General features: G+C 35.1%; 9 protein-coding genes. 4 read left to right on the top strand and 5 right to left on the bottom strand.

Going from position 1 to position 13,032, the window contains the following annotated elements; genetic code table 11:
* Positions 1-12 precede the first annotated feature (12 nt).
* The 4 genes from CKF59_RS02410 (at position 13) to CKF59_RS02395 (ending at position 4,507) form a co-directional block, all read left to right on the top strand.
* On the top strand, positions 13-954 hold the full coding sequence (locus CKF59_RS02410) for an aldose epimerase family protein (protein ID WP_119534392.1): 942 nt from the start codon (positions 13-15) through the stop codon (positions 952-954).
* Between the two features lie 8 nt (positions 955-962).
* Positions 963-3,239: a glycoside hydrolase family 65 protein gene (locus CKF59_RS02405; RefSeq protein ID WP_119534391.1), complete on the top strand. Its 2,277-nt coding sequence runs from the start codon at positions 963-965 to the stop codon at positions 3,237-3,239.
* Entirely contained in the window at positions 3,239-3,904 is a 666-nt protein-coding gene (gene pgmB, locus CKF59_RS02400) for a beta-phosphoglucomutase (protein ID WP_222985500.1), read from the top strand. Before CKF59_RS02405 ends, pgmB begins: the two co-directional genes overlap by 1 nt.
* A gap of 111 nt (positions 3,905-4,015) precedes the next feature.
* On the top strand, positions 4,016-4,507 hold the full coding sequence (locus tag CKF59_RS02395; protein ID WP_119534389.1) for an EamA family transporter: 492 nt from the start codon (positions 4,016-4,018) through the stop codon (positions 4,505-4,507).
* Positions 4,508-4,672: 165 nt separating this feature from the next.
* Here the strand turns inward: CKF59_RS02395 and CKF59_RS02390 are convergent, their stop codons facing one another.
* From CKF59_RS02390 to CKF59_RS02370, 5 genes are all read right to left on the bottom strand, one after another.
* Positions 4,673-5,593, bottom strand: coding sequence for a Dyp-type peroxidase (locus CKF59_RS02390; protein ID WP_119534388.1), 921 nt, complete (start codon positions 5,591-5,593; stop codon positions 4,673-4,675).
* Positions 5,594-5,829: 236 nt separating this feature from the next.
* A complete protein-coding gene (locus CKF59_RS02385) occupies positions 5,830-8,082 on the bottom strand; it encodes a RelA/SpoT family protein (protein WP_119534387.1) in 2,253 nt (750 codons plus the stop codon).
* A 248-nt stretch (positions 8,083-8,330) separates the two neighbouring features.
* On the bottom strand, positions 8,331-9,656 hold the full coding sequence (locus CKF59_RS02380) for an NCS2 family permease (protein ID WP_119534386.1): 1,326 nt from the start codon (positions 9,654-9,656) through the stop codon (positions 8,331-8,333).
* A 141-nt stretch (positions 9,657-9,797) separates the two neighbouring features.
* Positions 9,798-11,141, bottom strand: a complete 1,344-nt coding sequence (locus CKF59_RS02375; RefSeq protein WP_119534385.1) for an NCS2 family permease — start codon at positions 11,139-11,141, stop codon at positions 9,798-9,800.
* A 70-nt stretch (positions 11,142-11,211) separates the two neighbouring features.
* Positions 11,212-12,564, bottom strand: coding sequence for a nucleobase:cation symporter-2 family protein (locus CKF59_RS02370; RefSeq protein ID WP_119534384.1), 1,353 nt, complete (start codon positions 12,562-12,564; stop codon positions 11,212-11,214).
* Between the last annotated feature and the right edge of the window lie 468 nt (positions 12,565-13,032).

The following is a 13,032-nucleotide window of genomic DNA, read 5'->3' as shown; positions in this document are numbered from 1 at the left end:
TAAAGGAAGAGTATGCAACAAATTGAAGTTTATACCCTAAAGAACACAAGGCAAACAAAAGTAGAAGTTCTTAATTTAGGAGGAGCAATTCACAAGTTTTGTTTAGAGGGAAATGACACTAACTTAGTTGTTTCTTGTTCGAATTTAGAAGAATATCTTACTAATCCTTTTAATATTAACTTGCAAATTGGTAGAGTAGCAGGGCGTATTGCTCAAGCTCAATTCTCTTTAAATCATGAACTGGTACAACTTCCTGCAAATCATGGAACCAATTGTTTGCATGGAGGGGAGCAGGGGATGGCAAAACAATGGTTTGTCGGCAAGCAATTAGCCGACAACCATCTCCAATTAAGTACTAATTTATATGAGCAAGTGGATTCCTTTCCTGGAGATTTAGCGGTAACCATAGATTACTATCTCTCTGAAGATAATGAATTAAAAATAACTTATCGAGCTAAATCTTTAAATAAATGGAGTGTTTTTGATCCTACGGCACATATTTATTGGCGTACCTTTGATAATGAGCAGGCCTATTTAACTATCGATGGAAGTCATATGCAAACTGATGACCAAGCGATTCCTCAGGGCTTAAGTAATAAAGCTAATTATCAATGGTCAGGACGCTCCTTGGCTCAAGGATTGGCGGAGATTAGAACTTCAGAGCAACCTTATAAAGGTTTTGATGAAGTCTATCACGTAAATAATCCTTTAGTTGCCACTCTAGAGGTTAGCAATCACTATAAACTTGAAGTGTTTAGTTCTCGTAATGCCTTGGTAATCTTTACTGCTGATCCTGTAAATTGGCAAGCTCATGATCGTGGAGAATTTAGTAGTATTGCTCTAGAGCCACAAACCATGCCCAATAGTTTAAATGCTCGCCAATGGGGGGATATCTGCATAGAGCCAAGACAAGAACAACAAACAGAAATTAGTTTTAAGGTAACAAAAATTTGAGGTAAAAGATGACTTTTAGAAGTATGGAAGTACACCCATGGACTTTAACTACACATCAATTAGATAAAGAGCACAAGCGTTTAGTTGAAAGTTTAACGAGCCTTGGAAATGGCTATATGGGGATGCGTGGGAACTTTGAAGAAACTTATAGCGGAGATACTCATTTAGGTACCTATGTTGCAGGAGTTTGGTTTCCTGATAAAACTCGTGTAGGCTGGTGGAAAAATGGTTATCCTCGTTATTTTGGTAAAGCAATCAATAACTTAAATTTTGCTAAAGTTGAGATTCTCGTTGATGGCAAGCTGGTTGACTTAGCAAAAGATCAGGTAGAGGAATTTAACTTAACTCTTGATATGAAGCACGGGGTTTTATCTCGTAGTTTTGTGGTAGCGGGCGTAAAATTTGTTGTTACAAGATTTATTTCTTTAGCGGTAAAAGAATTAGCTGCATTTAAATGGGAAGTAGTATCCGTAGATGGTAAAGAACATCAAGTTGAGTTCAAGAGTTATTTAGATGGAAATGTGCGTAATGAAGATTCAAATTATGAAGAAAACTTCTGGCATACTCTAGAAGCTAAAACTCAAGGAGAGGGTTCTAGTCTTACTATTCAAACTCGTGAAAATCCATTTGGTGTAGAAAGATTTATTGTTCATGCGGAGCAAACTTTTGCAGGAGATTTTAAACCTCTAGCAAGTCAAGCTCAAGAGTCGCAAGTAGTTAATACTTTTGTGGCAACTCTAGGTGAGCAAGCTCTTACCTTTGAAAAAAGAGTGGTGCTTACTACTTCACGTGATTACCAAAATCAAGGTGAATTAGAGCAAGCTGCAAGTGCTTTAAGTCAAGAGTTAGCTGATCAAACTTTTACTCAGTTATTACAAGCTCATAGTGCTAAATGGGAAGAGCGTTGGCAACTTGCAGATGTGCAAATTAATGGTAGTAATCCTAAGGCTCTTGAGTCGCAACAAGGAATTAGATTTAATCTCTTCCAACTTTTCTCAACTTACTATGGTGAAGATTCACGTTTAAATATAGGCCCAAAAGGATTTACGGGAGAAAAATACGGCGGAGCAACCTATTGGGATACTGAAGCTTATCTTGTGCCTTTATATCTTGCATTAGCTAAACCTGAAGTAACTGAAAATCTCTTAAAATACCGTCATCAACAATTAGCAGGGGCTCAACATAATGCTCGTGAGCAAGGTTTAGCAGGAGCTCTCTATCCGATGGTAACCTTCAATGGGATTGAGTGTCACAATGAATGGGAAATTACTTTCGAAGAAATCCATAGAAATGGAGCTATAGCTTACGCTATTTATAATTATACTAATTACACTGGAGATCAAACCTATTTAGCTACTAAGGGGCTTGAAGTTCTCGTAGAAATTGCTCGCTTCTGGGCTAGTCGTGTCCACTATAGTGCTCGTAAGCATAAATATATGATCCATGGGGTAACCGGTCCAAATGAGTACGAGAATAATATCAATAATAACTGGTATACCAATCGCATTGCTACTTGGGTTTTAGATTACACTGCTAAAGCTTTAGCTCAATATCCTCGTCCTGATTTAGGGGTTACTGAGGTAGAGTTAGAAAAATGGCAAGACATAGTAGCAAACATGTACTTCCCATATGATCAAGAGTTAGAAGTGTTTGTACAACATGATGGTTTCTTAGATAAAGAGTTACGTCCTGTAAGTAGTTTAGATGCAAGTAAAGATCTCCCATTAAATCAAAAATGGTCTTGGGATAAGATCTTACGTTCTCCATTTATTAAACAAGCAGATGTATTACAAGGTCTATACTTCTTTGGTGATCAATTTGATTTAGAAACAAAACGTCGTAACTTTGATTTTTATGAGCCTATGACTGTGCATGAGTCATCTTTATCTCCATCAATTCATGCGATTTTAGCAGCTGAATTAGGTAAAGATGCTAAGGCTGTAGAAATGTATCTACGAACTTCACGTCTAGACTTAGATAATTATAATAATGATACCGAAGATGGATTACATATTACTTCGATGTCAGGATCTTGGTTATCTATAGTGCAAGGTTTTGCTCAAATGAAAACTTGGCAAGGTAAATTAAGCTTTGCTCCTATGTTACCAAGTATTTGGGATGATTACTCTTTCCATATTAACTATCGTCAACGTTTATTAAAAGTTTCGATTAATAAAGAATTTGTGACTTTAGAGTTATTACAAGGTGAGTCTTTAACTTTAGAAGTCTATGGTCAAACTCATACTTTAGAGTCTCTAGTGCAAGTAAAATTAGGAGCTAAATAATGTTTAAAGCAGTATTATTTGACCTAGATGGTGTAATTACCGATACTGCAGAGTACCATTACTTAGCTTGGCGTGAATTAGCTCAAAGTATTGGGATTCATATAGATCGAGAATTTAATGAACAATTAAAAGGGGTATCACGCTTAGATTCACTCAAGAGAATTTTAGAGTATGGTAATAAAGCAGAGAGTTTTTCATCAGAGCAAGTTGAAGAGCTGGCTACGAAGAAAAATCAGGAATACTTAAAAATGATTGAGAGAGTAACGCCTCAAGATGTATTTCCAGGAGTCTTAGCTTTATTACAAGAATTAAAAGCAGCGGGAATTAAAGTTGGTCTAGCTTCGGCAAGTATTAATGCTCCTAAACTTCTTGAAAAAATGGAATTAAGTGCTTATTTTGATACTATTGCTAGTGCAGCTCAAGTAAAATCCAAACCTGATCCAGGAATCTTTTTACTCGCAGCTCAAAATCTAAATGTTGATCCTCATTATTGTATTGCCATCGAAGATGCTCAGGCGGGAATTCAAGCGATAAAAGCTTCAGGTGCTTTGCCGATTGGAGTCGGAAAAAGTGAAGACCTAGGAGTTGATATTGCCCTTGTCTCATCAACTTCGCAATTAAGTTTAGCTTATTTGCAAGAGCAGTGGCAAAAGCAAAGAGACTAAAAATCTAAAAGTAGTAGCTTGACTAAAAAGTAGTCCGGCTACTACTTTTTGCATTGTCTAAGTTAAAGTGCTAGAATAAGAGCCACTTATTTAGGTAATGAGAGAAGGATTATGAGTTGGGTTATTTATGCTCTGTTAGCTGCGGTGTTTGCTGCCATGACTGCAATTTTTGCTAAACTTGGGTTAGTCGGAATTAATAGTGATTTAGCCACCTTTATTCGTACTTGCTTTATTGTGGCAATTACCGCTGCTTGGGTAAGTTATCTTGGTAAATGGGAAAGTTTGAGTAGTCTTACTTTAAGACAATGGGTATTTCTCTTTCTTTCGGCTGCCTCTACGGGATTATCTTGGTTATTTTATTTTAAAGCCTTGCAAGAAGGTTCTGTTGCTCATGTAGCTTCCTTAGATAAACTTTCTGTAGTCTTTGTAGCTGTATTTGCCTTTATTTTTCTTGGAGAAAAGTTATCTGGACGTGAAATTCTTGGCTTAGCATTAATGGTAATTGGAATTTTAATTTTAACTTTTAAACCAGCCCAAGCCCAAGAGACAAAGCAAGCTAAGATTGAGCAAATGCAAATTACACAGGATAAAAAACCTGATTAAAAATTTTAGCAAATAATGCTTAACTTTAAGTAATTAGCTTAAAGCAAATTAGGTAAGCTAAAATTTTTCAACTAACCAAAAGAGCAAGAGTATTTATTTACTCTTGCTCTTTTGGTTTGTAAATTAATTAGATACTAAAACTCATAACTTACAAAGAAGTTAGATTTAGCCTGCAAAGTCACCTAGCATATCAAAAGTAGGAACAAAGAAAAGAGTTCCTGTTTTTGCGGTACTAAAATCTAAAAGACGATCATAGTTTCCTTTTGGTTTACCAATAAACATATTAGTTAACATACGGCGTACGGTATTAAATGAATTTGCGTAGCAGATGAAATAGGTTCCCATTTCATTAGCACCCATATTCCCAAATGGCATGTTATCACGAATAACTTTGTCATCGCCAATATTTGCTAAGGCTGTATGAGAGTTACTTGGTTTAGTATCGTCATCCATTTCAATATCGTCTGCTTTACTACGACCTATTACTTTTTCTTGTTCGTTTACAGGTAAAGCACGCCAAGCTTTCATGTCATGGATATACTTTTGCACAAAAAGGTAGCTTCCACCTTGGTATTCAGGATCTTCTTCACCTACTAAACCATATTGACGGCGTTCTTCTCCTTGCGGATTTTCCGTACCATCAACAAAGCCAATAATACTACGTCCATCCCAGTAGCGGAAACCATGAACTTCTTCTACACATTCAGCCACTTCTTGTAAAAGATCAGTGATGTTAGCTGCAACATCAATACAATAACTATGTTCGGTGCTACGAATATGTAAATGGAGATCTCCACGGGTAGATGGAGCTGTGTGTTTTTCTCCTTTAATTGCACGGAAAGGAGTTAGTTCTTTTGGTAAAGGTTTAGGTAAATCTAATAGTTCCCAAGCTTGAGCACTAATTCCTAAAGTAACACTTGCTTTAGCTTCAGGAAAACGAGTGTTAGCTGTATTATTGAGGTTTATAACTAAAGAACAAAGGCGTTGAAATTTTTCTTTAATCTCAGCTTCCTCTTTAAAATTCCATACCATAAATACAGTATTGTTGTTAGCATTGTCTAAAACATTTTGTTCACGATATGACATAAGATTACCTTAATTTATGTTGAGATGATTTTTTGTTATCTATTATACAGAGAGAATAGACTATGTGAGTAGGGGAGATGATTATAAAGGATAAAAAAGTTTAAAATTGAGGCGTATATGAGAACGATTAACACAAAAAAAGTAAGAGTGAACTCTTACTTATAAAATCTAGTTGATTTTTTGTCTTAGACTATAGCTTACTTAAAAGTGCTCAAAAAAGATAAGCAAAGATAAGTTTAAGTACGTATAGCTTGCACTACGCCAGAGATTTTTGAAATTGAGAGTAATACTTTATTCATAGTATCTACACTATTAAAGTCTACTTCAAATCTCATTGTCGAAAGCATCGTTTTTTGGTTTAAAGAAGAATTAAAGCTTACAATTGTCGCTTTAAAGGAACTTAAGACAGCTGAAATATCTCGAAGCATCCCTACACGGTCTAAACCAATTACTTGTAATCTCGCTCTTACTGTTTGGTTTCCTGCTTTATAATTACGATTCCAATTACAGTTAACAATTCTTCCAGGATGTGCCTGCATGAGGTGAGAAACATGTAAACAGTCTGCACGGTGTACTGAAACTCCTCTACCTTTAGTAATGTATCCAATAATCGGGTCGCCTGGAATAGGTTGACAACATCTAGCTAATTGATACATTACACTCGAAGTTCCTTCAATAATAATTTGATTTTGACGAGTATTTTTACCATGGTTTTGATTAGGTTTGTCATTTATTTCATTTAACCTTTCATGTAAAATTTCGTCAACCTCTTTAGCTTTATTGAGATCACTTCCAGCTGGATTGTAATTTTCTAGAAAACTTAAAAGATTGTTGGATTTTAAAGTTCCATTACCAAAGTTTAAACATAATTCTTCAAAGTTTTTAGCCAGTTTGTAACGTTTGAGTAATACTGGAGTTAAATTTTTTAAATTTTGTTTAGTTTGGTTACAAGCACTTTCAAGAATTTGTAAACCCTCTTTGATATATTTATCACGATCAAGTTTAGCAAAATAAGTAGTTATTTTACTTTTTGCTCTTGGAGTTTTAACAAAGTTAATCCAGTCTCGAGAGATATTAGGTTCTTTTTGAGTTAAGATTTCTACTTTATCACCGGTTTGAAGCTCATAACCAAAGTTTACAATACGGTTATTTACTTTAGCACCAACACAGCGATTACCAACTTCGGTATGAATACTATAAGCAAAATCTAGAGGAGTTGATCCTTTAGGTAAATCCCTTACTTCTCCACGAGGAGTAAAGATATACACTCGATCATCAAGAAGTTGCTTACGAATTTCTTCACCTTGTTTTGGATCAGAACTAATATCGTTTTGCCACTCTAAAAGTTTACGTAACCAAGCTATTTTATCTGTAGCTTTATTCGAAGATTTTTTCCCTTCTTTATATTGCCAATGGGCTGCTACCCCAACTTCGGCATTGCGGTGCATTTCTTCGGTTCGAATTTGTAATTCTAGAGTAAAGCGTTCGTTAAGGCGAATAATAGTATGGATAGATTGATAACCATTCGGCTTAGTATTTACGATGTAATCGGTAAATTCTGAAGCTATAGTGTCATAATCAGTCTGTACCATTGACAATACTGCGTAGCATTCAGAAACAGTATTTACAATAACCCTAGCGGCAAATAAATCATACAATTGTTCAAACTGAAGATTTTTTTTACGCATTTTATTATAAATAGAGTAGATATGCTTAGGTCTACCATAAAGTTCAAAATGTTGAATGCCACATTCTTTACGAATTTTTTGTGCTAAATTTTGCTCAAAATCACTAATTAGTTTTAAGCGGTCAATACGACGGATGCTTAGTTTTTTTACAATTTTATAATAAGCATCAGGATTAGTAATTTTAAGACAAAGGTCTTCAATTTCCCATTTTAATTGCCCTATACCAAGGCGATTTGCAAGTGATGCATAAACATCTAAAATATTAGAGGCAATCTGTACTTTTTCTTGAGCGTCAATATTCTTATTAGAGTCTAAAGCACGGAGAAAGAGAATTCTTTCGGCGAGTTTAATAATAATTGAACGATAGTCATCAGCCATAGTTAAGAGCAGATGACGAATACTGTTAATTTGATCGTTTTTATCAGAATTAAAATTGATAATATCAATTTGAGCCATATTTAATGTGCCTTTTAAGATGCGGTACATTAGAGGCGTGATTTTATCAACTATTTCTTTTAATTCTATTTGCCCATTTGAAATTAATGGGAAAAGGAAAGCTGCCAAGAGAGTTTCATCATCAAGATTTAAACCATCAAGAATTTCTACTAGTTCACAGCTATTGCTGAAAATAGTAATTTTTACCTCATCACGAAGATTTTGGTTATTTATGAGGTTTTGACTATAGTAGTCATAAATCTGGTTGAGACGCTCTTTGAATTTCTCATTGTTTAGACTATCTAACCAAGAATTTAGATTGTTAGGGTCGAGAGATTGAAGGTGAGAAAACCTAACCTTAACCATTATAAAACCTCTTTAATTTATTGCATTGAGGATGCAAATTAGTTTTAAATTTTAAAGAAAAGCCAATCAAGTTATAAATTATTAAGTTGCTTACATATTATAAACCAAAAGTAAGCGTTTATCCTTGATATTCTCTAAATTTTCAAAAATATTCATTAGTATATCTTAGCACATTAACTGGCAAATAAAAAAACGATAACCTCAAAGTAATTTCACTTTAAAGTTATCGTTTTTTTATTTTGATACTATTAAATTGCTAATCCTGAAGCATAGAAAGCAACAAGGATTACGGCAATAATTACTGTACCTAGGTTGAGTTGTTTAAACTCACCTGCAACAACTCGACCGATTACAAGAGTTGCAAAACCGATCATAATTCCGGTAACTATGTTAGCAGCTAAGATAATGAAAATCGCAGTTACTAAACCTGACATAGCTCCAACAAAGTCACTGAAGTCTAGTTTGGTTACATTTGACATCATTAGTAAACCTACATACATTAATGCAGGAGCTGTAGCATAACTAGGAACAATTGTCGCTAAAGGTTGGAAGAAAAGAATTGCTAGGAAAAGTACCCCTACAACTACTGCGGTTAAACCTGATTTTCCACCAGCAGCTGTTCCTGAAGCTGATTCAATATATACTGCAGCTGGAGCTGTACCGAGAGCACTTGCTAATACTGTTGATAGAGAGTCGGTAGTTAAAGCACGATTACCATTAATAATTTGTCCATCTTTATCAATTAAATTTGCTTGACCCGCAACAGCACGAATAGTTCCAGTTGCATCAAATACAGAAGTCATTACTAAAGCAAAAACTATAGGTAATACTGCAGTATTTGCTAAAGATCCAAAATCCATAGCAAAGATATGAGCATTTTCTCCAAATGATGGAAGAGCAAATACTCCATTAAATTTGATATTTGGATCGAAAATAATACCAATAACGGTTAAAAGAATAATAACGATTAAGATACTTCCAAGTACTTTACGTTTTTCCAAAGCAATAATTAATGCTAGACCAATTAAAGTCATTAAAGAAGGGAAAGCGGTAAAGTCACCAAAAGTTACTGGAACTGAAGATGTAGTATTTGGAACTACTAGTTTAACGCCACCAGCAGCAATAATTAAGAGGAATAAACCTATACCTATACCTGTACCATGAGCAATACTAATAGGTAGATTACGTAAGATCCAAGTACGAATTCCTGTAACTGAAATTAAGGTAAAGATTACCCCCATAGCAAAGATAGCAGCTAAAGCAGTGCTTATAGGTAATTTTTGTCCAATTACCATACTAAATGCGGTATAAGCTGTAAGCGAAATCGCACAGCCGATAGCCATAGGTACATTAGCCCATAGTCCCATAAGGATTGAACCTAAACCTGCAGTTAAACAGGTAGCAATGAATACCGCTTGAGCATCAAAGCCTGCAGCTGTTAGCATCCCTGGGACAACAATAACAGAGTAAACCATTGCTAAGAAGGTGGTTAAGCCAGCAATGATTTCAGTACGTAGTGAAGAACCACGTTCTGAGATTTTAAAGAAACGATCTAAAGCTGATCTTTCAGACATAGTTGGATTCCGAGTTTTTAATAAACAAATGTAAAGCTCGCCGTTTGAATAGCAACAACTAAAGGTAATAATCGCACTATAAAAAATAAATAAAGGTTAAGTTGTTGCTATTCAAAAACGGAGAAACTGGTGAAATTAGTACTAGATTGCAATTCCCGAAATGTAGAAGACAAAGAGAATAAGAGCAATAATTACCGTACCAAAGTTTAATTTGTCAAATTGACGAGCAACTATACGACCAAGTACTAAACAAGTAAAGCCTAGCATTAGACCAGTAACGATGTTCGCCGTAAAGCCAATAAATACTGCGGTTACAAGAGCAGAACCACTACCAATTAAATCATTAAAGTTTAAATCTTTAACGCTAGATACCATGAGTAAACCTACATACATTAAAGCTGGTGCTGTAGCGTAGAAAGGTACAAGGAAAGCTAGAGGTTTAAAGAAAAGAATTAATAAGAATGCCACCCCAGCAACAATTGCAGTTAAGCCTGTTTTGCCACCGGCAGCTGTACCAGCTCCAGATTCTAAGTAAACAGCAGCTGGAGCAGTACCTACTAAACCTGCAAATACTGAAGAAACAGAGTCTGCAGTTAAAGCACGGTTACCATTTTTAATTTGTCCTTTAGCGTCTACAAGACCAGCATTTCCTGCAACTGCACGTACAGTTGAAGTTGCATCAAATACGGTAGAGAGAACTAAAGCTAAAACAATTGGAATAAGGGTAGTATTAAATACACTTGCTAAGTCAAATTTAAATAAAAGATTTTCTGCACCAAAACTTGGTACTTCAAAGAATCCTTGATATGTAACCTTAGGATCAAAGATTAGACCTAAGATAGTAATGAGGACAATTACAATTAAAATTCCCCCTTTCACACGCATAGCTTCTAAGGCGATAATTAAGAATAAACCAATAAATGAAGCTAGCACAGGGAATGAAGTAAAGTCACCTAATTTAACAGGTAAGCTAGATGCGGTATTCGCAACTACAATTTGTACATTAGAGCAGGCAACAAGAATTAAGAATAAACCTATACCAACTCCCGCTCCATGCGCAATACTATGAGGAAGATTACGTAAAATCCAAGCACGAATACCTGTTATTGAAATTATGGTAAAGGTAATCCCCATAATTAAAATCATACCAAGAGCGGTATTAACTGGAACTTTTTGTCCTAAAACAATTGAGAAAGCTACAAAGGCAGTTAAAGCAATATCTCCGCCAATTGCCATAGGTAATTTAGCCCAGAATCCCATAAGCAGAGTTCCTAAGCCAGTCATAAGACAGGTTGCAATAAACACTGATTCTGCAGGAAAACCGGCTGCACTAAGCATTGCAGGAACGGTAATAGCTGAATAAACCATCGCTAAAAAAGTAGTAAGACCTGCTGTAATTTCAGTACGAATGCTAGAACCAGATTTTGTGATTTCAAAGTATTTATCAATTGGAGATAAATTCGTAGGGGAATTAGAAGTACTCATTTTTATAATTTCAATTGTATAAAAGGAATGCAACCCAAGATAACTGGAAAGTTATCTTGGGATTAAAAAATTAATGATTTTCTAAATTTTCCGTTTCAGTATATTCTTTATCTGCAGGAAGAATACGATCTAAAATAATCGCAAATAATGAACCTGTAGTAATACCTGAAGAGAAAATTTCTTTTGTCCAACCTGGTAAGTGATTGAATAATTCAGGACGTAAAGTCACTGCTAAACAAGCACCTAAAGAGATAGCAATGATTAGACCATTACGACGAGAGCGAGTAACACGATCTAACATTTGGATACCACCAACGATAATCATTGCGAACATCATTACTCCAGCACCTCCTAATACAGGTGCAGGGATTGAAACGATTAAAGCACCAAATACAGGGAATAATCCAGCTAAGAATAAGAGGATTCCTGTCCACATTACTACGTAACGTGAAGCTACACGAGTAATTGAGATAATACCGATGTTTTGAGCAAATGAAGAGAAAGGTAGGGTTGAGAAACATGCTGCTAGAGCAGAACCTAAACCGTCACATAAAACACCACGTTTTACATGTTCCCCTGTAACTTTAGTGTTAGTTGCTTGACCAATCGCAAGGAAGTTACCATTAGATTCAACAATTGTTACTAAGTAAGCAATTGACATCCCGATAATTCCTGAGATAGGGAATGCTAAACCAAAGTGGAAAGGAGTAGGAACAGCAAATACTTGTGCTTCTTTTACATCGGTAAAGTCTACAAGACCAAAGAATAAAGCAACAATGTAACCAACTAACATTGCAAAGAAGATAGCTGCCGCTGAGAAAATTCCTTTGCCCCATTGTACAAGAAGAATAACAACGATTAAAACAAAAGCTGCCATAGCTAAAGTTGAGGTTGAAGCATAGTTTGGATCAGTTTTTTGACCGCCAGCAAACCAGTCAACTGCTACAGAGATTAGAGAAAGACCAATACTCATTACTACACAGCCAGTTACTACTGGTGGGAAGTATTTACGAATATAAGGCATTAAGTAAGCTCCAGCAATCATTACAATAGAACCTACTAGAGATGAACCAAGAATACCAGCTACACCAGCTTCAGAGAAACCTATAGCTAAAGCTGCTGCTACGAAAGTAAAGCTAGTACCCATTACAGATGGAAGACGGATACCAACTGGACCTATACCTTTAGATTGAACAAAGGTAACAACCCCAGAGATTAAAAGAGAGGCATTAACAAGAATAATAGTATCAGTTGCAGGAAGCTCTAAAACATTTCCTACAACTAGAGGAACGGCAATAATTCCACCTAAAGCTGCGAGTAAGTGTTGTGCCGCTAAAATTAGCGTCATAAAGAAAGACGGTTTGTCTTCAACATTTAATAATAAACCTGTATCTTTAGATGTAGAAGTATTTTGCAAAGACATATTTATAAAAGAAAACAATGAAAATTAATTAATGGATAGGAGATTAGTTACTTATACTTTTAAAAAATATAGTTCACTTATCTAGTCCCAGTAAGAATGTGAGCTTATTATTACTTAAGATCTTTAATCTTGCTGAACTTTTTGCAGAAAATGGACTAAAAAAGCATTGCTTTTTACAAAAAATATCAAAAGTAAATATGTAGGTGTGTTTTTTAGTTGCAAATGTTATTTTTAGTGAGGTTGGTTTATAATTTTTTTTAAAAAAACGCCCAGTTTTTATACCCTTAGTTTTCAATAAGGATTTGTTTTTTGATATTAAGTTATCAAATGTTAGTTTTATTTTAAATATTTACCTTTCATTTGTTAGTTATTTTAATTAGGTTGCTAAAGCGAGACTAGTTATAACTGTTAGTTTAATGAATAAAAAATAGAATAAAAGTTAAAGTGTGAAAGAGGGGGAGAAAAAAA

This window comes from Psittacicella gerlachiana (genome assembly GCF_003585965.1).
Classification (GTDB): Bacteria; Pseudomonadota; Gammaproteobacteria; order Enterobacterales; family Psittacicellaceae; genus Psittacicella; species Psittacicella gerlachiana.
This window is presented reverse-complemented; position numbering and strand designations above follow the sequence as displayed.